Below are 22422 nucleotides of genomic sequence, written 5' to 3'. Positions count from 1 at the left end.
GAGTGGACGCGTCAAGTGTAGATCCGCCGGTCACAGCGCAGCGGGTGAAGCGGCCCTCAACCGCGGGCAGACCACCACTCGCGCAGGCGGCGCTCGGCCTCATCGGCACCGAGGATGCCGGCGTCCAGACGCAGATCGAGCAGGAAGCGGTACGCCTCGCCGACCTCGCGCCCCGGCGGGATCCCGAGAACCTCCTGGATGCGGTTGCCGTCGAGCTCCGGGCGCATCGCGTCCAACTCCTCCTGCTCGCGCAGGACGGCGATCCGCTCCTCGATGTCGTCGTAGGCGTGAGCGAGGCGCGATGCCTTGCGCTTGTTGCGCGTCGTCACGTCGGCACGCGTGAGGATGTGCAGGCGCTCGAGCTCGGGTCCGGCATCCCGCACGTACCGGCGCACCGCGGAGTCGGTCCAGGCGCCCTCCGCATAGCCGAAGAACCGCAGGTGCTGCTCGATGAGCTGGCTCACCGACGAGGTCGTATCGGAATCGAAGCGCAGCGCCTGCAACCGCTTGCGCGCCATCCGCGAGCCCTTGACGTCGTGGTGGTGGAACGTGACCGCACCGCCGGGCTCGAGCTTGCGGGTGGCCGGCTTGCCGATGTCGTGCAGCAGCGCCGCGATGCGCAGCGCCACATCGGGGGCCGCGCCGGGGTTGCGTTCCTGTTCGAGCTCGATCGCCTGGCGCAGCACGGTGAGGGAATGCTCGTAGACGTCTTTGTGGTGGTGGTGCTCGTCGACCTCGAGGCGCAGTGCCGGCACCTCGGGCAGGAACTCGGCCATGAGTCCGGTGTCGACGAGGAGACGGATGCCGCGCACGGGATCGTCGGTCTGCAGCAGCCGCACGAGCTCGCCCTGGATGCGCTCCGGGCTGATGATCGCGAGCGTTTCGCGGAGCGCGGTCATGGCCTCGACCGTCGCGTCATCGACGTCGAACCCGAGCTGCGCGCTGAAGCGTGCGGCGCGCAGCATCCGCAGCGGGTCGTCGCCGAAGCTGACGGCGGGGTCTGCGGGCGTGCGCAGGACGCGGGCGACGAGGTCTTCGACGCCGCCGGTCGGGTCGACGAGGGTGCGACCGGGGACGCGCAGCGCCATCGCGTTCACGGTGAAGTCGCGGCGGGCGAGGTCGGCCTCGAGCGTGTCGCCGAACTCCACTGTGGGCTTGCGGGTGAGTCCGTCGTAGCTGTCGGCCCGGAAGGTGGTGACCTCGACCTGCTCGCCGGCGATGCGGGCGCCGATCGTGCCGAAGTCCCGGCCGATGTCCCACTGCGCCGTGCTGATCGGCTTGACGAGGCGCAGGATCTGGTCGGGACGCGCGTCCGTCGTGAAGTCGAGGTCGTTGACCGGCCGACCGAGCAGTGCATCGCGGACCGGGCCGCCGACGATCGCGAGTTCATGTCCGGCATCGGCGAAGGCACGACCCAGTGCCGCCACGACCGGTGATCGGGTCAGGGCGTCCAGGCGCGCGAGACCTTCGGCCATGTTGAGCATGGGTTCCAGCCTACCGAGCGTCGCGTGGGCGATCAGGTCAGGCGAAGTGCAGGAATCCGGTGAAGAGGAGTTCGCGCACGCGGGGGAGGAGGTCGGCGCGGAGGGCCGCGGCATCCACTTCCAGCAGATCGGCGATCGCACCGATCAGCACGCCGACGGTCAGGTCGCCGTCGCTCGCGCCGACCAGCGCCGCGAGTGCCGGATCGCTCGTCAGGGTGCGGGCGAATCCGCCGCCCTGACGCAGCTCGATGACGCTCGGATCCGCAACCCCCGGCATGTGATGGCGCGCCTCGGTGACATCGGACGAGACGGTCAGGACGGATGCCGCGACCGCCGCGTCATCCATCAGCGCGAGTCGATCGTGGGCGGCCAGGGCCTCCGCGAGGTGGGTGCCGAGCGGCCCCTCGCCGAGGCTCTGCCCGACGCGCTCGTACCGGGCGAGGGTGGGCGCGTCGCCGGATGGTGGCCGCCGAAGCAGGACGTAGCCGAAGCCGATCGCGGTGACGCCGCGCGCGGCGAAGTCGTCGAGCCACGCCTCCACGAGGTGCGTGAACTCCGGGCTGCCGGGCAGCGTTCCGCCGTCGCGGATCCACAGCTCGGCGTACGCCAGCGGGTCCAGCACCTCGCGTTCGATCACCCAGGCATCCAGCGGCACGGGTGCAGCCTCGACCCAGCCGCGCACCCGATCGAGTCCGTCGATGCCGTCGCGGGTCTCCCAGTTGCCGAGGTACTGCGCCACGCCGCCGGTGCTCAGATGCTCGCCGACGCCGTGCGTGAACGCCTCGACGAGGCCGTCGCCGACCATGCCGCCGTCGCGGTACTCGTAGGCGGGCACCCCCTCGGCGCGAGGGGTGATCACGAACGGCGGGTTGGACACGATGCGGTCGAACCGCTCACCGACGACCGGCTCGAACATGCTGCCGAAACGCACCTCGATGCCATCGACGCCGTTGAGCAGCGCGTTAAGGCGGGTGAGGTGCAGGGCGCGCTGCGAGATGTCGGTGGCCACGACGTGCGCGGTCGACCGGCGGGCGCGCAGGGCCTGGATGCCGCAGCCGGTGCCGAGGTCCAGCGCGGTCGCCGCGGGAGTGGGCAGTTGCAGCGCGGCCAGCGTCAGCGAGGCCCCGCCGACGCCGAGCACGTGGTCTTCGGGCAGCGGCCCGCCCACGGCGGCTTCGTCGAGGTCGCTGGCGATCCACCATTCGCCGTCGCCCAGGTCGTCGGCGAACGACTGCGGCCGGATCAGGGCGAGGGGACGGATGTCGTCGCCCTCGGCCTGCGCCACGCCGAGGGCCTGAAGCCCGGCGACGCCGGTGCGGGGGAGTGCAGCGGCGACGGCGGCGGCGGACTGCGGAATGCCCAGTACGAACAGTCGCGCAAGCACGGCGCGCGCATCCTGCTGGGTGCCGAGCGCCCGCAGCGCCACGGCGCGCAAGCCGCGCACGATGGCGTCATCCGCGACCGGACCCCACTGCTGCCGGAGTGCAGCCGACGTGAAGTCGACGGCGCGCAGGTCGTCGGCAAGAGCACGACAGAGGTCGGGTGAGGGGTCGGCAAGCACGGAACCATTCAAACACCGGCGACGGATCCCGCCGCGCCCACCAGCGTGGGACCAGGGGCCTCCAAGGCGCGAACCGTAGACTCGCTGCTGATCGTGCGGTCATGAATCGCACAGGAGCAGATGCCTACATGACCGTGAACTCCCCCCGAACCTCCGCGCCCCGGCAGATTGCGCCCGCTTCGCGCGGCCGCCTTCGTGCCCGGATCAGCGCGGTCGTCGTCGCCGCGATCCTCGCTGTCGCCCCCGCGACCTCCGCCGCTTCGGCAGCGACGCCGTCCCCCTCACCGACCTCGCCGACGGGAACCACGACGTTCACCCTGTCGCCCGTGTCCAACGGAGTGGTACGGCCGGGCGACACCCTCAGCGTCGCCCTGACATTGCAGAACGACACGGTGGCCGAGGCATCCGCCGCGCACGTGACGCTCTCACTGGGCGACGCGGCCTTCGCGGATCGTGCCGCGCTGGCCGCCTGGCTCGCCACGCAGACCCCCACCGTCGAGCTCCCGATGATCGGCTCGACCGACCTGCCGCCCGTCCCGGCCCAGTCGGAGGAGACCCGCGGCATCCAGGTCGCCGCCGACAGTCCCGCACTGGTCGGGCGCGCTCCCGGCGTGTATCCCCTCGTCGCGTCTTATCCCGGCCCGACCGGCACGGTGTTCTCGACGAGCGCGCTGATCGTTCCCGATGACGCGGCCCCGCAGGTCGGCATCGGCGTGGTCGTGCCGATCACAGCGGGTCCGCTCACCGGCGGGCTGCTCACCGCCGCCGAGCTGAGCGAACTCACCGCACCCGACGGCTCCCTCACCGCCCAGCTCAACGCCGTCACCGGCACGGACGCGATCCTCGCCGTCGATCCCGCGATCCTTGCGTCCATCCGCGTGCTGGGCACGTCCGCCCCCACCAGTGCCTCGGCCTGGCTGGAGCACTACGAGGCGCTCACCAACACCCGCTTCGCCCTCCAGTTCGGCGACGCCGACGTGGCGGTGCAGCTGCAAGCCGGTCAATCCCGGCCGCAGCAGCCGACGTCACTGCAGGCGTACATGACCGCCTCGAACTTCCCGCCCTCCACCGCCACCCCGACCGCCTCGCCGGATGCCTCGCCGACCCCTACGCCCACGCCGTCCGCGACGGGTCCGGCCTACCCTTCGCTCGCCGAACTCCTCGACGTCGATGCGACCCGGACGGCGATGTACTGGCCGGCCACCGGCACGACCACCCCCGAGGTCGTGGATGACCTCGGCGGGCTCGTCTCCGAGGATGTGTCGTCCCTGACGCTGATCCCCTCCACGGCGACCACGCGCGGCGCGACCGGCGCAACGGTGTCCGCGCGCTCCATCGGCGATGAAGCGGGCCTCCTGGTCTACGACGCCGACATCTCGGCAGCGCTGCACAAGGCATCCCTGCTCGGCACCGCGGTGCGCGGCGCTTCGCTCACCGCCGCCACGGCGTACCTCGCCTTCGCGGTGGAGGAGACGGACGGCCGGCCGCTGCTGGTGACCCTCGACCGCGGCACCGACCGGTCGCCCGTCAGCCTGGGAACGTCACTGCGCGCCGCGACACAGGCTCCCGGCGTCGTTCCCGTCGGCCTCAACGCACTCGTCGACGCGACGCCGCACGCCGTCGAGGTGGCCGATGCCGCACCGAACGACACACGGGTGGCCGCGGCGTCCGCTCTGTTCGAGGACGAGACCGCGATCGCCGACTTCGCGACCGTGCTCGATGACTCCGCATTGCTCACCGGCCCCGAGCGCGCCTCGATCCTGCAGCTGCTGGGCGACGGCTGGCTCGGCGCTGCAGCCGAGACCGACCCGACGTCCTGGCCGACCGCGATCGCGGATCACCGCGCCGCGACGACCCAGACCCTCGCCGCGGTCGGCATCCTGCCGCCGAGCACCATCCAACTGATCAGCGCGGGCGCCGATCTGCCCGTGTGGGTACGCAACGAGCTCCCGTACCCGATCAACGTCGTCCTCTATTCGAGCCCCGACGACCTGCGCCTCGAGGTGCAGCCGCAGGTCGAGGTGCAGGTGGCTCCGTCCAGCAACACGAAGGTCGAGGTGCCGGTGCAGGCTCGCGTCGGCAACGGTGAGGTGACGGTGGCCCTGCAGCTGCGCAGCCGCACATTCGAGCCGATCGGCGACCCGCAGTACGCCGACGTCAATGTGCGCGCCGATTGGGAGAACATCGGCCTGATCGCGATGTCGATCATCGTCGGCGGACTGCTCACGATCGGCGTCGTCCGGACGATCCTGCGCCGCCGTCGCGGCAGTGCGGACGCTCCCGAGGCCGACATCGACGAGGAGACGTCGGATGCCGCGGCGCCCGCGGAGAACGACGCTCCGGATGCCGCGACCGACGCGGAGGTCCCGGATGCGGTGACCGACGACGGCGAGACTCCGGACCCCGACGACGGTCCGGGTGACACGACCCCGGCTGATTCCCGATGAGCGGCATCGGCAGAGCCAGTGCCATGATCGGCGCGGGGACCATCGTTTCGCGCCTGACCGGGTTGTTGCGAACGGTCGTCCTGGTCGCGCTGATCGGGTCGGTCAAGAGCCCGGCGTCCGATGCCTTCGCGCTGGCCAACCAGCTCCCGAACAACATCTACGCCATCATCTCGACCGGCATTCTCACCGCCGTGATCGTCCCTCAGATCGTCAAGGTCGCCGCGCACGACGACGGTGGTCGTGCCTTCATCTCGAAGCTGTTCACGCTCGGCACGATCATCCTGGTGGCCACCACCGGTGTCGCCATGGTCGCGGCCCCGTGGTTGGTCCAGCTGTATGCGGGCGATGCCGCACCGGACCAGATTGCGCTGGCCACGGCCTTCGCCTACTGGTGTCTACCGCAGGTCTTCTTCTACGGTCTGTACGCGCTGGTCGGCGAGGCGCTGAACGCCCGAAAGATCTTCGGGCCGTTCACGTGGGCGCCGATCGTCAACAACCTCGTCTCGATCGTCGGCTTCGTGTTGATCATGGTGCTCTTCGGTTCCGACCTCACTGCGATCGATGACTGGGACTCGACATCCATCGCTGCGCTCGGCGGCACCGCGACGCTCGGAATCGTCGTGCAGGCTGTGATCCTCCTGCTCTTCTGGCGCCGCACCGGACTCCGTCTCCGCCCCGATTTCCGCTGGCGCGGCGTGGGGCTGCGCAACATCGGGCGCCTCGCCGGGTGGACCTTCCTCATGGTGCTCGCGGGGCAGCTCGCGGGCATCGTCCAGAGCCGGATCGTCATCGATGCGTCCGGTGAAGGGCCCTCGATCTTCGCCATGCAGAACGCATGGCTGTTGTTCATGCTGCCGTACTCGATCATCGTGCTCTCCATCGGGACGCCCTACTTCACGCGTCTGAGCGAACACGCCGCGGCAGGGCGCGATGCTGACGTCAAGTCCGATGTGGCGAACAGCATCCGGACCCTGGGACTGTTCATCGTGATCGCCACGGCTGCTCTCGCGGTCGCGGCGGTGCCCGCATCCCGCATCTTCACGAACTCGCGCAGCGCAGCAGAAGAGGCGGCCGCGGTCCTGCTGTGTTTCCTGGTGGCGCTCATCCCGCTGGCCGTGCTGTTCGTCGTGCAGCGCACGTTCTACGCGTACAACGACACGCGTACGCCGTTCTACTTCACGCTCGTCCAGTGTGCGCTGGTCGTCGTCACGGCGGTCATCGCGTCCGCGCTGGTCGACGCCGACGTCCTCCCCCTCTCGCAGCTGGCCGCGGGCGTCGCCCTCGGGCAGTCCTTCGCGAGCGTCGTCCAGGTGATCATCGCGACCTGGCTGCTGAACCGGCGGCTCGGCGGCATCGGCGTCGGGTCATGGATGTTCTCGCTCGGTCGGTTCGCCCTCGCGGCGATCCCGGCCGCGGGCGCCGGATGGCTGACCTTCCAGCTGCTCGGCGGCGTCGAGGGGTGGACCGTCGCAGACAAGCTGCTGGGTGCCCTCGGGGCCGCGATCATCGGGACCGTGAGCCTCGTGGTCTACGCCGGATTCCTCGCGCTGCTGCGCGCGCCCGAACTCACCCCGGCGCTCGGGATCGTGCGCCGCTTCCTCCCGAAGCGCTGAGATCGGCTTTCTACCCAGCGGATAACCAGCCAGCCGTGGAATGTCGCGCGGTTACCATGTGTTGTGGCCCTTGCAGGCCATCAATTGCCATCGAGGGGACACGCAGTGCGTCAGGTCATCATCATCGGGTCAGGTCCGGCGGGCTACACCGCCGCCATCTACGCCGCGCGCGCCAACCTTGAGCCGCTCGTCGTGGCCAGTTCGGTCGAGGCCGGCGGTGAGCTGATGAACACCACCGAGGTGGAGAACTTCCCCGGCTTCCCGGATGGCATCCAGGGTCCCGAGCTCATGGAGAAGATGCAGGCCCAGGCCGAGAAGTTCGGTGCGGAGGTGCTCTACGACGACGTCATCGAGCTCGACCTCGCCGGCCCGGTCAAGACCGTGAAGCTGGGCAGCGGCGCGGTGCACGAGGCATCCGCCGTGATCTTCGCGACCGGTTCCGCGTACCGCAAGCTCGGCCTCCCCGGTGAAGAGCGCCTGTCCGGCCGCGGCGTCTCGTGGTGCGCCACCTGCGACGGCTTCTTCTTCCGCGACCGCACGATCGCGGTCGTCGGCGGCGGCGACTCGGCCATGGAGGAGGCGACCTTCCTCACGCGCTTCGCGTCGAAGGTCTACGTCATCCACCGCAAGGACTCGCTGCGTGCCTCCAAGATCATGCAGGAGCGCGCATTCGCGAACGAGAAGATCGAGTTCATCTGGAACAGCGAAGTCCTCGACGTGCTCGGTGAGGATGCCGTGAACGGCATCCGGCTGCGCGACACCGTCGACGGCACGACACGCGATCTTCCGCTGGACGGGCTGTTCGTCGCGATCGGCAACGACCCGCGCACCCACCTGGTGCACGACAAGCTCGAGCTCACCCCCGAGGGCACCATCTGGGTCGATGGTCGATCGTCGCGCACCTCGGTCTCCGGAGTGTTCGCGGCCGGTGACGTCATCGACCCGACCTACCGTCAGGCGGCCACCGCCGCCGGCAGCGGCACCGTCGCGGCCCTCGACGCCGAGCACTTCCTCGCCGCTCTGGGCGAGGCCGACCTCGCCGAAGCAAGCGTCGCGTAGCACCGTCCGTTCTGTCACCAGGAACAAACCGGCGGCCTCGCCGGTTATCACAATCAATACGACTTCCGATCTAAGGAGAAATGACATGACCGCCAAGGCGACGAGCTCGAGCACGTGGGACCAGGACGTCCTGCAGGCCGAGGGACCTGTACTGGTGGACTTCTGGGCCGAATGGTGTGGCCCGTGTCGCATGGTGGCTCCCGTCCTGGATGAGATCCAGAGCGAGCACCCCGAGAAGATCACGATCCTCAAGCTGAACGTCGACGAGAACCCCGATCTCGCGATGAAGTACCAGATCACCTCGATCCCGGCCATGAAGGTGTTCCAGGGTGGCGAGGTCAAGACCACGATCATCGGCGCGAAGCCGAAGTTCGCGCTCGAGAAGGACCTGGCCGCGTTCATCGGCTGATCTCCGTTCCGCTTCACATGGACCCCCGCGACCTCGGTCGCGGGGGTCTTTTGCGTGCGATTCATGGCGGATGCGGCATCCGTCGAAGAATTTTCCGGAGAAGTGTCGATCTGGGCCCTTTTCGTTCGACGCCATGAGTGAGAGGGTCGAACGGGCCCCATGACCGGAAGGAAGAACCATGCGTTACATGCTCATCATGCAGGTGTCCCCCGAAGCTGCTGCCGCCAGCGAAGACCTCGATTTCGCGGAGATCATCGCCGCGATGGGTGCCTACAACGAGGATCTGCAGAAGGCCGGTGTCTTCCTGTCGGCCGAAGGCCTGTCAGATGCCAGCGAGGGCTTCCGCGTGGACTTCTCCGCGACGCCCCCGGCCGTCACCGACGGCCCGTTCGCCGAAGCGCGCGAGGTCTTCACCGGATTCTGGATCCTCGAAGTCGCCAGCCGCGAAGAGGCCGAGCGTTGGGCGCTGAAGTGCCCCCTCGGTCCCGGTACCGCGTTGGAGGTGCGACGGGTCAACGAGCTCTCCGACTTCGACCCGGAGGTCGGCGGCGAGTGGCTCACCAAGGAACAGGAGTGGCGCGCCGCTCAGGCGTGACTCAGGCGGAGTCGGCACGCACCACCGCGTCCCAGCGGCGGTGCGTGTTGGCATCTCCGAGCAGCTTCCACACGGCCTCGGTCAACGGTGGGTATTCCAGCGCGATCTGGCGCAGCACACGGTAGTGGCGGGCGGCATTCGGCGTCGACCCGCCGTTCTCCATGATGTTCTCGGCGCGCAGCATGAACACGACGAGTTCATCAACGGAGGGAAGGTCTTCCATGAATTCCCACGGATCTTCACCACCGCGCAGTCGCTCGTGCACGACGGTCGCCAGTTCATCGGATGCCTCGGCCCGCAGCAGTTCGAGACTCGCCCGTCGTCGCATCGTCTCGTCGTGCCGTGCCATGCCTCCACCCTACGTCGGGTCACCCCCACCCCTACCCTGGACCCATGAGCGACACGACGACCGATGACCACGCCCGCCGGGCGGTCGAGGCCGTCTGGCGCGCGGAGTCCGCCCGGATCGTCTCCGCGCTGACGCGGCACACCGGCGACTTCTCGTGGGCGGAGGATCTCGCTCAGGAGGCGCTCGTCGAAGCGCTCGCCTCCTGGCCGCGCACCGGCATCCCGGACAACTCAGGGGCGTGGCTGCTCTCCGTCGCGAAGCGTCGCGCGATCGACGGATGGCGTCGGCGCGAACGCCTGACCGAACGTCAGCGCCTCCTAGCGCACGATGTGCTCCTCGCGGAGCAGGATCATCCGGTCGAGGAGGCCGGGGATCCGGATCGCATCGACGACGACGTCCTGCGGCTGGTCTACATCGCCTGCCACCCGCTCCTTCCCGCCCAGGCCCGGTTGGCGCTGACCCTGCGCACGGTCGCAGGCCTCACCACCGAGCAGATCGCGAGGGTGCTGCTGATGACGGTGCCCACCGTGCAGCAGCGCATCGTGCGGGCCAAGCGGACGCTGGCCGATGCCGAAGTGCCGTTCGAGGTCCCCTCCCGCGAGGAGCGCCCGGCGCGGCTCGCCAGCGTGCTCCAGGTGATCTACCTCCTCTTCACCGAGGGGTACGCCGCGGCCGGCGGCGAGCACCCGATCCGCCCGGAGGTGGCACGCGAGGCGGTGCGGCTGGCCCGGCAGGTGGCCGCCCTCACTCCGTCCGAACCCGAGGTGTTCGCGCTGATCGCACTGATGGAGTTCCAGTCGTCCCGGTTCGCCGCGCGCACCGATGCGGAGGGGCTACCCCTCACCCTCGCCGAGCAGGATCGCCGCCGGTGGGACCGCTCTGCCATCAGTCGGGGTCGCGTCGCCCTCGAGCGCGCCGCCTCGTTCGATCGAGGGCTCGGGTACTACGGACTCCAGGCCGCCGTGGCCGAGTGCCATGCGCGGGCCGAGACCGACGACGACACCGACTGGGACCGCATCGTGCAGCTGTACGACGGTCTCGTGCAGCTGGCGCCCTCACCGGTCGTGCGTCTCAATCGTGCGGTCGCAGTGGCGATGGCGGCTGGCCCCGCACCTGCCCAGGTGCTCGTCGATGAGCTGGAGCCGGAACTCGCCGACTTCCGCCCGTTCCACGCCGTCCGCGCCGAACTGTGGGAGCGATTGGGAGACACGGATGCCGCGGCGACGGCGTTCGATCGCGCGGCGGCGTTGCCCGGCAACGACGCGGAGACGATCGTGCTGGAGCGACGCGCGGCGGCGTTGCGAAGTGGTCTCGCCTAGAGCGAGCCGTACCCCGTCTCGCCGATCTCATCGAGGATACGATTGAGATCCTGGATCGTCGCGAAATCGATGCTGATCTGGCCTTTTCGTGCACCGAGAGCGATCTTGACCTTGGTGTTCAGACGGTCGCCGAGGCGTTCCGCGACCTCGTCGAGGTGAGCACGGCGGGCGCCGGCCTTGGGTGTGATGCGGCGCTTGTCCGGGACATCCGTGCCCTTGGCGATGGCCTCGGCGGCACGCACCGAGAGGTCCTCGTTGACGATCTTGTCGGACAGGCGAGCCATCGCCTCGGGGTTCTCGAGCGACAGGATCGCGCGCGCGTGACCGGCGCTCAGTACGCCCGCGGCGACGCGCTGCTGCACGGGCACGGGCAGCTTGAGAAGGCGGATCGTGTTGCTGATCTGCGGCCGCGAACGGCCGATGCGGGTGGCGAGCTCTTCCTGCGTGATCCCGAAGTCCTCGAGCAGCTGCTGGTAGGCCGAGGCCTCTTCCAGCGGGTTCAGCTCGGAGCGGTGCAGGTTCTCCAGCAGCGCGTCGCGCAGCAGGTTCTCGTCGGCGGTCTCGCGCACGACCGCGGGGATGGAGGTCAGCCCTGCCTCACGGGCGGCGCGCGTGCGGCGCTCACCCATGATGAGCTCGTACTTGCCCTCACCGTTCGCCCGGACGACGACCGGCTGCAGGACGCCGAACTCACGGACACTGTGCACCAGCTCAGCAAGGTCGTCCGCATCGAAGTGCGTGCGCGGCTGACGGGGGTTCGGGACGATGTCGTGCGGGTCGATGTGCGCGAGGTGCGCGCCGGGAACCACGACGAGGTTGTCGTCAGCGACCGCCACCGGCGCCGGGGCGCCGGGGAAGAAGACGTCGACGGGACGTGCTTCGGTCTGTTCCGTCGTCGGGATCAGAGCGCCGATGCCTCTACCCAGGCCTGTTCGCTTGGCCATCAGGAGCCCTCCTCGGTTTCGCGGACGCCCGGTTCGGCGTTGTCGCGCTGAATGATTTCGATGGCCGCTTCGCGATACGCGATCGCGCCGGCCGATTGCCCGTCGTATGCGATGACGGTCTGCCCGAAGCTCGGGGCCTCGGAGACGCGCACGGAACGCGGGATGACGGTGGCGAGCACTTCGTGCGGGAAGTGCTCGCGCACCTCTTCCGCAACTTGCTGCGCGAGACGGGTCCGTCCGTCGTACATCGTGAGCAGGATAGTCGACAGATGCAGCTTCGGATTGAGGTGCTTCTGGATCATCTTCACGGTGCCGAGCAGCTGGCTGAGACCCTCCAGCGCGTAGTACTCGCACTGGATCGGGATGAGCAGCTCGTGCGCGGCGACGAACGCATTGATGGTGAGAAGTCCGAGCGACGGCGGGCAGTCGATGAGGACGAAGTCGAGGCGCTCTTCGAGTCCGGCGAGGTAGTCCTCGAGCGCGGTGCGCAGTCGGTGCTCACGGGCGACCTGCGAAACGAGCTCGATCTCGGCGCCGGCGAGGTGGATCGTGCTGGGAGCGCAGAGCAGGTTCGGAGACTCCGGGCTGACTTGGATGATGTCGGCGAGCGGGAACTCGTCGATCAGCACGTCGTAGACGCTCGGGATGTCGGCGGTGTGCGGGACGTTCAGTGCGGTGGAGGCGTTCCCCTGCGGATCCAGATCGATCACGAGGACCCGCGCCCCCACAGAAGCGAGGGATGCCGCGATGTTGACAGCGGTCGTCGTCTTGCCGACTCCGCCCTTCTGGTTCGACACCGTCATGACGCGTGTCTTGCCGTTCAGGCGCACATTCGTCGTTTCCAATGCGCGGCGGCGAGCCGTGAGGTCTGCCAGTTCGCGAGCGAGCGGCGTATCGTCGCCGTGGAGGGAGAATGGGGCGGTTGTGCCCGCGTTCTCGGGTTGTTTCACGTGAAACACTCTCCCTCTCGCATGGCTGGAACTTGTCTACTCTAACCGCCCTCACCGACGATCCCGGCGGTCAGACGCCTTATCTCGCACCCAATGTGTGATCTCGTGTGGATGTGTCGCGCGAATGGCCCGCGGCAGCCTGAATCGGCCCTGTTTCGCGGCCTGGAGGGCTATTCGTCCGGATACCGCGGTGCAGTGTTTCACGTGAAACACTGCGGGTGGCGGGGCGAAGGCCACGCGTCACGGCGTGAGAGGTGGCCTGGTCCCCGTGCCCCGCCGCGCATGCGGTGAGGTGGGACCAGGATGCGCGGATCGGGGCGGAGACGCCGGGTGATCGCAGCTGAACCACTCTCTTTCAGAGCATTCGCGGGACTCAGCGGCCACGGTCCGCGGAGACGATGCCGAGTCGCCCGCACGCGGTCGCGTGGATCCCGCCTCTCGGCGCCGCGTGAGGGAGCTGATTGACGCAGTGAATGACCATTTCCGCGCCCTCCCCCTCTCCGAGCAACCACCGATCCGCCACCTCAGGATCTTCCCCGCTACGTGCCTTCCCAGCCCGCGAGCGGCCTTTGTCTCCTGTCGCTCATCATCCGTGGGTGGGGTCGTTCCTGTCCCGCCATCCCCCATACCGCCGGTTCCCGCGGCCGGTAGGTCACGACCGCGCTCGTTCTGGGCTTGTCGATCTCGATTGCGAGCCAAATCCCATCCGGTGCCGTGACGTGCGGTCATGCCGGGCAGGTTGGGTTCCCCGTGGACGCGTGATCTCCTTGCTGCGACTTCGGTGGCCACAGGACTCCCCTGCCCGCTACTGTCTCTTCCCGGTAGTTGCGCTTCCGTCAGCTCTCCGCCCATTGCGAACTCCGGACCCGAACGATCTTTGCCCCAGGTCACTGATTTGGCCGCCGCCCACACCCGCCCGTCCCCTTGCGTGACACCGTTCCGTGCTTCTGGTCGGCCGACGAGCACAGCGAGGAGACGAAACGCCGCGCGAACCCCAGCCCACAGAAGCGGGTTTGGCCACGCCTCCTCCGTCGCGCGCTGCGATCGCCACTACATGAGGTCGATGCAGGAAGTCGGGCTCCCCTCTCCCTACATCGCGATTCCTGGGCCTGTCATTGGCGGCGCGATGCCTTTCGGAGTCACGGCAGTGTCTACGCCTTCTCGGTTCGGCGATCGCACTTCTCGGGGCTACGGTGACTTCTTCCGCATGTGGCCCTTCCCTCCACCAGGCCAGCACGGCTCCCCGCAACGGCCACTCAGTCGACAAACTCCCCTCTCGGAGCTTTGTGTTCACGCCGAGTGAGTACGAAGTTGGCATCGGCGACATCTGATCCGACCGTCTTGGCGGGCCCTCCGTTGGCAGCCGCTGGACCTGCGCATCGCAGTGCAGCAAGGTGAGGTGACGCGACGCGCTCGCTCCGACGGCCGACCCCACGTCCCTCATATACCTTCCAGCACGCTTCAACGGCATCGCTAAGGGCCCAATTTGCGCTGGTTTTGGGCTCTCTACGGTTCTCTGAGCGCCTTTGAGAGCCCAAACTGCTGCCGAATTGCCAGCCGTGACGGTCTCGGCCGCGCTCTCAGGGCTTCCTGACGAACTCAAATGCCCCGAAGTCACCCGTTTCACGTGAAACATCGTCAAGTTTCGACGTCCAGGATGGCGGTTGCGAGGCCGTCCGCACCACATCGCGCCACCGGTGCGGTGTCGAGACAATGCCCCTCACGGTCGCGAGCCCCGGGTGACAGCCCGGTTCATCCCCCGGTGATAGCTCCACGGAGTCGATCCCCACGGGAACCTCCCCGCTGAATACGTCCAGCGCCTTCTGTACGCCCCACCTCTACTGGTCGACATCGTGATCCGCGTCGTCCAGAGCTATGCGAAGAATGGCGTCACAGTGCGGCCCACGGTGTCGAAGCTCTGGTGAGGGATGGTCGCGTCACCTATCCACCCAGACCTGGTCTCGGCACCGGCACCGCGACAGAGCCCGATCCCCCTGTGAGGGCACGACCATGCTTGTGCTGCGACAACACCCCGCCCATGGCCCCTGGCGGCATCCGGCGGCACGTTCCGCGTGGGTCACGCCGTCAATTCGCACACAGATCGCCTCCCACAGACTGTTTCACGTGAAACATCACACGTTTCAAGCCGCGCTCCGCAGCGCAGCGTTGCTCGTCGGGGCGAGCAGTCCAGCCCGTACCCGATTGACTGCCCCATGAAACGCACGACTCTGGGATGAAGTCAGAAGCGACGCGATGTGTGAATCCGAAGGTGGTCGCGCCCTAAATCGCCGGACATCGGCGGCGCCGGATGCACGCGGCGACGTCATCCCGAATCATCAAGGGCCACGCTTCTTGCCGGATAGTGCGTTCGCGCTCGGAAGCGGGACGCCCCTCTGAGTGGGGATGCGCCTAGTCCTGCACGCTAGACACGACAGGCGAGGCACCGCACATCCGGTTCCCTACTCGGATTCCGCGGCGTTCACGAAACCAGTCAGAACCCGGGCTACCTCCCGTTCGTCCTGATGAACTGCTGGGCACGACGTTTCACGTGAAACATGTTGCTGCTGTCACTGACTTCGCGGAACCCGTCTCAACACAGGTGGCCGCCACAACCACGACGCGCACGGAACGCCACCCACTGTCCGGACGCAGGTGCTCCCGCTCCACCGTCAGCGTTGAGCCGGACGACACCTTCCAGCTGGCATCGACCACAAGCACCACACATTCGGCTGCTCTCTCCGGTGACTCCACTGAGCACTCGATGGACCTCCAGCACGACGACATCGGCGTCCGTGCATCCTTCGATCGCGCACGCGGCTCGATTCTCAACACCAGACCCGTCCGCTCGCGCCGATTCGGGCGCTGTGGGAGCGATTCTGAGGGTCATTCTCCGATGAATCGGCCGCGAAGGCAGCTGGAGTGACGCTCTCAGGGCTTCCTGACGAACTCAAATCGATCGTTTCACGTGAAACATCGACCTGCACGGCTCCCACCGCGCATGTACGCGTCATCCGCAACGCACGCAACAAGCCGGCAGGCTCTCAACGTGAGCACCGCGCGAGTGCGGGCATCCCTCAAAACGAGAGAACGCACCGTTTCACGTGAAACAGTGCGTTCTCGAAGGGTCGGAGCATCAGCCCACCGTGGCGCGCAGGACGCGTGTGGGTTCATCGAGGAGATCCTCCCCGATGAGTTCGACGCGGACATCGGTCAGCTTGAACTTGCGGATCTGTTTCTGCGCCGCATCGATCTCACCTTCGACGCTGGCACCCTTCAAAAGGATCAGCTCACCGCCGCTGCGGACCAGGGGAGCGGTGAGGGGAATCAGTGTACGGAGTGCACTGACGGCACGCGCCGTCACCATGTCCAGTGTGGGCCCCTGACGCCACTCCTCAGCACGCGCCCGCACGACCTCGACGTTGTCGAGGCCGAGAGCATCCACCTGCTCGTTCAGCCAGGCGATGCGTCGTTCCATAGGCTCGATCAGCACCCATTCCACGTCCGGCCGCGCAATAGCGAGGACCAAACCGGGCAGGCCCGCACCGGATCCGACGTCTCCAACTCGTCCGGAGAACAGCGGAGCGGCGACGGCACTGTTCAGGATGTGACGTGACCACAGGCGCGGCGGTTCCAGAGGTCCGATCAGACCGCGTTCCTCACCGTGCTCCGCGAGTGCCTTCGTGAAGCTGCGGGCGAGCTCGATGCGTTCCCCGAAGATGACGGCTGCGGACGCGGGTTCGGCTTCAAGCTCGGTCATTGTTTCACGTCAAACATCAGCCACGGCTGATGACGGTGTGGCGGTCTGCGCCTTCGCCATAGGACTCGGACGTCAGGCCCCGCTCCGACACGATGTCGTGCACGAGCTTGCGCTCGTAACTCGACATCGCGGGCAGCGATGCCTGCGATGCGCCTTCGTCGAGTCGCGCGATTGCGCGGTCGACGAGGTGCTCCAGCTCACGCTGACGCGTGTCGCGCGAGCCGCCGACATCCAGGATCAGGCGGGAGAACCGGCCGGTCTTGTTCTGCACCGCGATGCGGGTGAGCTCCTGCAGCGCCTGCACCGTGTCGGGGTCCGACAGCAGGCGCAGCGAGGCGACGTCGTCGGCTTCGACCGAGACGTACGCGCGGCCGGCGCGCACATCCATCGCCAGGTCGCCGTCGATGTCGGTGATGTCCAGGAGCGCCTCGATGTAGTCGGCCGCGACATCGCCTTCCTGCTCGAGCTGCTCGACGGTGGCCGCCGCGCGCTCGGGGTGCTCTGACACGACAGGGGTGGATTCAGAAGTGCTGGTCATCGGATTCCTCGTCAGGACGGTGCGCGGTCAGGGAAGTCAGGGCGCGGCGGGTTCGTTGGAACCGGCATCCGCTGGACGTGCCGGATCTTTGCGGGGCGGGGGAGTGGTGGACGGCTTGGCCGCATCATTCTTCCCGGACTGCTTCTTCGCACGCTGCTTGCCGACCGGCTGCTGGCGCTTCGGTGCAGCCGCGCGGGCGCGCTCGGCCTCCTCGAGAAGACGCTGCTGCTCAGCCTCGTACTTCTCCATGGAGATGATCTTGCCCTGAGAGTCGATCGCCTTGCCCTTGCGCGCCAGACGCTCTTCGCGCATCTTGGCGGCCTCGGAGCCCGGCGTGGGCATGTTCCGGATGACGAGGAACTGCTGGACCATCGTCCAGATGTTGCTCGTGAACCAGTAGATGACGACACCGAGCGGGAAGAAGACGCCGGAGAACACGAAGGCGAACGGCAGCACGTAGAGCATGATCTTCTGCATCTGGTATGCCTGGCCGGTCTTGGCCTCGGGCGACAGGTTCTTCGAGATGATCTGCAGCTGCGTGAGGAACTGCGACGCGATCATGAGCACGACCAGGACCACGAGGATTCCGACCGTGACCTGCCAGCCCGGCTCCTGCGCTTCCCAGGCACCGACGAGGGTGTCGTGCAGGGAGGCGACGCCGAACAGCTTCGCGTTGTAGAACGAATCGGTGAGCTCGGCGTTCAGCAGACCCACGCCACCGGTGCCGGCGGTGGCGTGTTTGCCGACATCGCTGAGCACGCTGAAGAGCGAGAAGAACACCGGCATCTGAACCAGCAATGGCAGGCAGCCTGAAACAGGGGAGGTGCCGTGCTTCTTATACAGCGCCATGGTCTCGCGGCTCATGGCCTCGCGAGAGAGCTGATCCTTCTTGCCCTTGTACTTCTCCTGAACTTTCCGCAGTTCAGGAGCGATTTCCATCATCTTGCGCTGGCTCTTGATCTGCTTCACGAAGAGCGGGATCAGCGCGGCGCGCACGACGACCACGAGGCCGACGATCGACAGCACCCACGTGATGCCGGCCGTCGGGGGAAGCCCCAGGAAGGAGAAGATGCCATGCCAGGTGACCAGCACGAGTTCGACCAGCCACTTCAGCGGCCAGAGGATGATTCCAAACAGATCCGGCACGGATCAGTCCTTTCTGAGGGGCACGACGAATCCGTGCGGTGTCAGCTCATGCGAGAAATCGCGATGTGGTGGCACATCATCGATTCCACCCGCCGCCCACGGGTGACAGCGTGCGATCCGGGCGGCGGCCAGAGCCGCTCCCTTGACCGCGCCGTGCTGCTGCACCGCGCCGACGGCATAAGCCGAGCAGGAGGGGTAGTACTTGCACACGTCGCCATAGGTATGCGAAATCGTCGCACGGTAACCATGGAGAACGGCGAGAACGCCATTGCGCGGGAGCAGCGGAAGTGCGCTCCAGACCGCGGATGCTGCGAAGTGTCCTTCGCCGGTCGCGGAGACCGGCAGCGTCGCCGAACTCATGCCGGCCTCCGTGCGATGCAGCGGGAGACCTCGGCGCGGAGATCGCTGAAGGGCGCCGTCGCGGCACTCGGGAGTGCGCGGATCACGATGTCCACTCCAGGCTGCACGCCGGGAAGAGCCTCGGCACATACGGCTTTGAGCCGTCTGCGCACAGTGTTGCGCACGACAGCGGAACCGACCTGCCGGCTCACGATGAAACCGAACCGCGCATGGCGCGGATCTTCGGTGACGGTGACGTAGGTGACGGTGTGCGCTCCGGCGCACCGACGACCCCGACGGACAACGGCCTTGTATTCCGCTCCGCGGGTGAGTCGGTTCGGCCTAGCGAGCACCGCTCGGGGTCAAGCCGAGAGCTCGGTGCGACCCTTGAGGCGACGCGCCGCAAGGATCGAACGGCCGGCACGCGTGCGCATGCGGGCACGGAAGCCGTGCTTCTTGGCACGACGACGGTTGTTGGGCTGGAAAGTACGCTTGCTCATGGAGGATCACTTCCGGATCAGGGTTGTCACCGGGACGCTCGAGACCGGGGACGATGGGTACACGGGACTGCCACGAAGGCATAAGTCAACCGATTAAGGCTACGTCGTCTCGGCCGATAACTCAAACTGAGCACGGCCGTCGGGCATTATCCACAATACGCGTGTGCACCCTGGCCAGGACACGCGGGGCGGATCTACAGTGGAGTTTGCTCCTGCGACGCCCGCTGACTAGCGTGGCTCCGGCAGTTATCCACAGGCCCGGCGCGCATCTTTCGTCGGACGTGGCGCATTCGATCTCCCGGGGGGGCCATGTCTCAGCACGATGTTCCAGATGTACCAATCTGGTCGACGGTGCTGAACGAACTCGCGGGCGATGAGCGTGTCACTCCGCAGCTGCAGGGCTTCCTCAGCCTCGCCGTGCCGCAAGGCGTCATGAGCGGCACCTTGTATCTGGATGTGCCGAACGACCTGACCGCAGCCCAGATCAACAAGCGCATGCGCGCCCCGATCATGGAGGCGCTCACGCGCATCGATGAAGGCGTCACCACCTTCCGCGTGGTCGTGAACCCCGAACTCATCGACAGTCATATGACGGCGCCGATCCAGATCACACCGATGCAGGTGCCACCGTCGGCGCAGACCCCGATGTCCCGCCCCACGATGGATGACGCAACGGATGCCTCGCCCTCCGCCTCGGGACCGGGATCGCGCAGCGACACCCGGTTGAACCCGAAGTACACGTTCGACAACTTCGTCATCGGCCAGTCGAACCGGTTCGCACACGCGGCCGCGGTCGCCGTGGCGGAGGCGCCGGCCAAGGCGTACAACCCGCTGTTCATCTATGGAGACTCAGGCCTGGGCAAGACCCACCTTCTCCACGCGATCGGCGACTACGCGCAGAACCTCTACGCCGGCATCCGAGTCCGCTATGTCTCCAGCGAAGAGTTCACCAACGACTTCATCAACTCGATCGCGAACAACCGCGGCTCGGCCTTCCAGGCCCGGTATCGCGACGTCGACATCCTGATGATCGACGACATCCAGTTCCTGCAGGGGCGCGCCGAGACCCAGGAAGCCTTCTTCCACACCTTCAACACGCTGCACGATCACGACAAGCAGGTCGTGATCACCAGCGATGTCCCGCCCAAGCATCTGACCGGCTTCGAAGACCGCATGCGCAGTCGCTTCGAGTGGGGTCTCATCACCGATGTGCAGGCCCCCGACCTCGAGACGCGTATCGCCATCCTGCGCAAGAAAGCGCAGAGCGAGCGGCTCCAGATCCCCGACGAAGTACTCGAGTACATCGCGACGGTCGTCTCCTCGAACATCCGTGAGCTCGAAGGTGCGCTGATCCGCGTCTCGGCGTTCGCCAGCCTCAACCGATCCACCCTCGACATGTCGTTGGCCCAGACAGTGCTGCGCGACATCGTGGATCAGGATGACGCGAACGTGATCTCGCCGACCGACATCATCACCGCGACCGCACAGTACTTCAAGCTGTCCGTCGACGACCTGTACGGGTCCAGTCGCTCCCAAGCTGTCGCGACCGCCCGGCAGATCGCCATGTATCTGTGTCGAGAGCGCACGAGCCTGTCACTGCCGAAGATCGGTCAGCTGTTCGGCAACCGTGACCACACGACAGTGATGTACGCGTACAAGAAGATCAGCGACCTCATGAAGGAACGCCGCTCTCTGTACAACCAGGTCACGGAGATCACCACACAGCTCGGCCGCAACGGCCGCTGACCCGAATCTCCGAAGGCCCTGTCCCCCGCTCAGCGGGCGACAGGGCCTTCGTCATGTCCACAGTCGACCGAACGGACACTTTCTCGACGAAAAGTGCTTGACAGCCCACTCATAGGAGGGCCAAAATCCCGTTCTGCACAGTGTGGATAACCTGTGGATAACTTGTCATCACCGGAGGAATCCTGTGAGCGAAATGACAAAACCTGTGGATGGCGTTCGAATCACATCGGTGCCGCCGACCGCCCGCTCGCGAAGATTCCTCAGCCGTTCCACAAGTCACACTCTTGTAGTTCCCATCGCTCGACAGGCATCGCGGGAGTTATCCCCAGTTTCCACAGCCGTTAAGAAGAAGACACTTAACTCTCTTAATGAATCCCGGTCCGATCACCTTGAGCAACATCGCCGGATCTGAGGTGGTGCATGTGGCACGGTGCATCTCGGGCACTAACATGGGGAGCCATACCCGACGTCGAGGGAGCGCTTGTGAAGTTTCACGTGAACCGTGATGTGTTCAGCGAAGCCGTATCGTTCGTCGTCAAGCTTCTGCCGCAGCGCAACCCGCAGCCGATCCTTGCCGGCGTCCTGATCGAGGCGAGCGAAGCAGGGCTGTCCCTTGCTGCGTTCGACTACGAGGCATCCGCACGCACCACCATCGATGCCACCGTCGATGAGCCCGGCACGATCCTCGTGCACGGCCGACTCCTGTCGGAGATCGCCAGCCGTCTGCCGAACGCGCCGATTCAGATCGAGGTCGACCCCGACGGCGGAATCCTCCTGACCTGCGGGTCGGCGCGCTTCACGCTGTCGTCGATGCCGGTGCAGGAATACCCCGCGATCCCCGAGGTCACGGGCGATTCCGGTCTGGTTCCCGCTGAAGACTTCGCGACCGCCATCGCACAGGTCGCCTTCGCGGCCTCCCGCGACGACGTCACTCCCGTGCTCACCGGCGTGCAGCTCGAGGTCAACGGCAACAGCCTCAGCCTCGTCGCGACCGACCGCTACCGTGTCGCGCTCCGCGAGATCCCCTGGGATGGTGGAAACTCTGCGTCGGACGAGCCGATGACGGCCCTCGTTCCCGCACGCACCCTGCAGGAGGTCGGCAAGACCTTCGCACACGGCGGCGACATCTCAATCGCCTTCTCCGGTGCCGGTGATCGCGAGATCATCGCGTTCACGGCCGGCAACAAGACGGTCACCTCGCTGCTGATCAAGGGCAACTTCCCGCCCGTGCGCCGGTTGTTCCCCGAGCAGAACGAGCACCACGCAGTGGTCAACACCGCCGAGCTCATCGAGGCCGTCCGCCGTGTGTCGCTGGTGCTGGATCGCTCTGCGCCCCTGCGGTTCACGTTCACGAACGACAGCGTGTCGATGGATGCCTCGGGCACCGAGCAGGCGCGCGCGACCGAGTCGGTCGATGCGAACATGGTCGGCGAGGACGTCACGCTCGGTCTGAACCCGCAGTACCTGCTCGAGTCGCTCTCGGCGGTCCGCAGCGAGTTCGCCCGCATCACGTTCACCTCGAGCGAGAACGCGAACAAGCTCAGCCCCGTGCTGGTGACGCCCCAGACCTCGGTCGACAAGGGCGGCGCAGAGACCTTCAAATACCTGCTGCAGCCGAACCTGCTGCTGCGCTGAGTGCGCCGTCTCGGGCGCCCGGCCATGCCGC

At 67.0% G+C, this 22422-nt stretch carries 19 protein-coding genes; 8 read left to right on the top strand and 11 right to left on the bottom strand.

The genetic code is table 11. The features are described from left to right. Positions 1-56 precede the first annotated feature (56 nt). Both ASD65_RS12675 and ASD65_RS12670 read right to left on the bottom strand, forming a co-directional pair. The gene (locus ASD65_RS12675; RefSeq protein ID WP_056223182.1) at positions 57-1484 is read right to left on the bottom strand and encodes a CCA tRNA nucleotidyltransferase; all 1428 of its coding nucleotides are present in this window, start codon (positions 1482-1484) and stop codon (positions 57-59) included. A 37-nt stretch (positions 1485-1521) separates the two neighbouring features. After that, a complete protein-coding gene (locus ASD65_RS12670; protein WP_056223180.1) occupies positions 1522-3045 on the bottom strand; it encodes a DUF7059 domain-containing protein in 1524 nt (507 codons plus the stop codon). 101 nt (positions 3046-3146) lie between these two features. Between ASD65_RS12670 and ASD65_RS12665 the strand changes: the two genes are divergently transcribed. The 5 genes from ASD65_RS12665 (at position 3147) to ASD65_RS12645 (ending at position 9168) form a co-directional block, all read left to right on the top strand. Continuing rightward, on the top strand, positions 3147-5492 hold the full coding sequence (locus tag ASD65_RS12665; RefSeq protein WP_156378868.1) for a DUF6049 family protein: 2346 nt from the start codon (positions 3147-3149) through the stop codon (positions 5490-5492). Further along, positions 5489-7105, top strand: coding sequence for a murein biosynthesis integral membrane protein MurJ (gene murJ, locus ASD65_RS12660; RefSeq protein WP_056223178.1), 1617 nt, complete (start codon positions 5489-5491; stop codon positions 7103-7105). The genes ASD65_RS12665 and murJ overlap by 4 nt, the downstream gene beginning before the upstream one ends. A gap of 105 nt (positions 7106-7210) precedes the next feature. Continuing rightward, positions 7211-8164, top strand: a complete 954-nt coding sequence (trxB, locus tag ASD65_RS12655) for a thioredoxin-disulfide reductase (protein WP_056223176.1) — start codon at positions 7211-7213, stop codon at positions 8162-8164. A gap of 85 nt (positions 8165-8249) precedes the next feature. Next, positions 8250-8573, top strand: a complete 324-nt coding sequence (trxA, locus tag ASD65_RS12650; RefSeq protein WP_056223174.1) for a thioredoxin — start codon at positions 8250-8252, stop codon at positions 8571-8573. Between the two features lie 178 nt (positions 8574-8751). After that, positions 8752-9168 carry a YciI family protein gene (locus ASD65_RS12645; protein WP_056223172.1) on the top strand — a complete coding sequence of 139 codons (417 nt, stop codon included), beginning with the start codon at positions 8752-8754 and terminating at the stop codon, positions 9166-9168. A 1-nt stretch (position 9169) separates the two neighbouring features. On the opposite strand, the gene ASD65_RS12640 is transcribed toward ASD65_RS12645, so the two are convergent. Continuing rightward, positions 9170-9517, bottom strand: a complete 348-nt coding sequence (locus ASD65_RS12640) for a hypothetical protein (RefSeq protein ID WP_056223170.1) — start codon at positions 9515-9517, stop codon at positions 9170-9172. 44 nt (positions 9518-9561) lie between these two features. On the opposite strand from ASD65_RS12640, the gene ASD65_RS12635 reads away from it, so the two are divergent. Further along, complete coding sequence (locus tag ASD65_RS12635) at positions 9562-10836, top strand: RNA polymerase sigma factor (RefSeq protein ID WP_056223168.1); 1275 nt, start codon at positions 9562-9564, stop codon at positions 10834-10836. On the opposite strand, the gene ASD65_RS12630 is transcribed toward ASD65_RS12635, so the two are convergent. From ASD65_RS12630 to rpmH, 8 genes are all read right to left on the bottom strand, one after another. After that, complete coding sequence (locus tag ASD65_RS12630) at positions 10833-11780, bottom strand: ParB/RepB/Spo0J family partition protein (RefSeq protein WP_056223167.1); 948 nt, start codon at positions 11778-11780, stop codon at positions 10833-10835. The two genes, ASD65_RS12635 and ASD65_RS12630, sit on opposite strands and share 4 nt — an antisense overlap. After that, positions 11780-12730, bottom strand: a complete 951-nt coding sequence (locus tag ASD65_RS12625; protein WP_056223165.1) for a ParA family protein — start codon at positions 12728-12730, stop codon at positions 11780-11782. Before ASD65_RS12625 ends, ASD65_RS12630 begins: the two co-directional genes overlap by 1 nt. Before the next feature lie 3133 nt (positions 12731-15863). After that, positions 15864-16487, bottom strand: coding sequence for a 16S rRNA (guanine(527)-N(7))-methyltransferase RsmG (gene rsmG / locus ASD65_RS12620; RefSeq protein ID WP_056223163.1), 624 nt, complete (start codon positions 16485-16487; stop codon positions 15864-15866). Positions 16488-16503: 16 nt separating this feature from the next. Then, positions 16504-17025, bottom strand: coding sequence for a Jag family protein (locus ASD65_RS12615; RefSeq protein WP_056223161.1), 522 nt, complete (start codon positions 17023-17025; stop codon positions 16504-16506). A gap of 36 nt (positions 17026-17061) precedes the next feature. Continuing rightward, positions 17062-18171 (bottom strand): membrane protein insertase YidC, encoded by a 1110-nt coding sequence (yidC, locus tag ASD65_RS12610; protein WP_082561743.1) that lies wholly within the window; start codon positions 18169-18171, stop codon positions 17062-17064. 3 nt (positions 18172-18174) lie between these two features. Then, the gene (gene yidD, locus ASD65_RS12605; protein WP_056223159.1) at positions 18175-18531 is read right to left on the bottom strand and encodes a membrane protein insertion efficiency factor YidD; all 357 of its coding nucleotides are present in this window, start codon (positions 18529-18531) and stop codon (positions 18175-18177) included. Beyond that, positions 18528-18863, bottom strand: coding sequence for a ribonuclease P protein component (rnpA, locus tag ASD65_RS12600; protein WP_056223157.1), 336 nt, complete (start codon positions 18861-18863; stop codon positions 18528-18530). The genes yidD and rnpA overlap by 4 nt, the downstream gene beginning before the upstream one ends. 9 nt (positions 18864-18872) lie before the next feature. Then, positions 18873-19010 (bottom strand): 50S ribosomal protein L34, encoded by a 138-nt coding sequence (gene rpmH / locus ASD65_RS12595; RefSeq protein ID WP_056223155.1) that lies wholly within the window; start codon positions 19008-19010, stop codon positions 18873-18875. A 309-nt stretch (positions 19011-19319) separates the two neighbouring features. On the opposite strand from rpmH, the gene dnaA reads away from it, so the two are divergent. Both dnaA and dnaN read left to right on the top strand, forming a co-directional pair. Beyond that, positions 19320-20756: a chromosomal replication initiator protein DnaA gene (gene dnaA, locus ASD65_RS12590; protein WP_056223152.1), complete on the top strand. Its 1437-nt coding sequence runs from the start codon at positions 19320-19322 to the stop codon at positions 20754-20756. A 483-nt stretch (positions 20757-21239) separates the two neighbouring features. After that, positions 21240-22391, top strand: coding sequence for a DNA polymerase III subunit beta (gene dnaN / locus ASD65_RS12585; protein WP_056223151.1), 1152 nt, complete (start codon positions 21240-21242; stop codon positions 22389-22391). Positions 22392-22422: the final 31 nt, after the last annotated feature.

This window comes from Microbacterium sp. Root61, assembly GCF_001427525.1.
Classification (GTDB): Bacteria; Actinomycetota; Actinomycetes; order Actinomycetales; family Microbacteriaceae; genus Microbacterium.
Note: the sequence above shows the minus strand (reverse complement) of the source record. Positions and strands in the feature narration are given on the sequence as shown.

Coding starts and splice junctions, on each gene's coding strand:
- ASD65_RS12675 (WP_056223182.1), bottom strand. CDS start 1,484: ATGCTCAACATGGCCGAAGGTCTCGCGCGCCTGGACGCCCTGACCCGA.
- ASD65_RS12665 (WP_156378868.1), top strand. CDS start 3,147: ATGAATCGCACAGGAGCAGATGCCTACATGACCGTGAACTCCCCCCGA.
- murJ (WP_056223178.1), top strand. CDS start 5,489: ATGAGCGGCATCGGCAGAGCCAGTGCCATGATCGGCGCGGGGACCATC.
- trxA (WP_056223174.1), top strand. CDS start 8,250: ATGACCGCCAAGGCGACGAGCTCGAGCACGTGGGACCAGGACGTCCTG.
- ASD65_RS12645 (WP_056223172.1), top strand. CDS start 8,752: ATGCGTTACATGCTCATCATGCAGGTGTCCCCCGAAGCTGCTGCCGCC.
- ASD65_RS12640 (WP_056223170.1), bottom strand. CDS start 9,517: ATGGCACGGCACGACGAGACGATGCGACGACGGGCGAGTCTCGAACTG.
- ASD65_RS12635 (WP_056223168.1), top strand. CDS start 9,562: ATGAGCGACACGACGACCGATGACCACGCCCGCCGGGCGGTCGAGGCC.
- ASD65_RS12630 (WP_056223167.1), bottom strand. CDS start 11,780: ATGGCCAAGCGAACAGGCCTGGGTAGAGGCATCGGCGCTCTGATCCCG.
- rsmG (WP_056223163.1), bottom strand. CDS start 16,487: ATGACCGAGCTTGAAGCCGAACCCGCGTCCGCAGCCGTCATCTTCGGG.
- ASD65_RS12615 (WP_056223161.1), bottom strand. CDS start 17,025: ATGACCAGCACTTCTGAATCCACCCCTGTCGTGTCAGAGCACCCCGAG.
- yidD (WP_056223159.1), bottom strand. CDS start 18,531: ATGAGTTCGGCGACGCTGCCGGTCTCCGCGACCGGCGAAGGACACTTC.
- rpmH (WP_056223155.1), bottom strand. CDS start 19,010: ATGAGCAAGCGTACTTTCCAGCCCAACAACCGTCGTCGTGCCAAGAAG.
- dnaA (WP_056223152.1), top strand. CDS start 19,320: ATGTCTCAGCACGATGTTCCAGATGTACCAATCTGGTCGACGGTGCTG.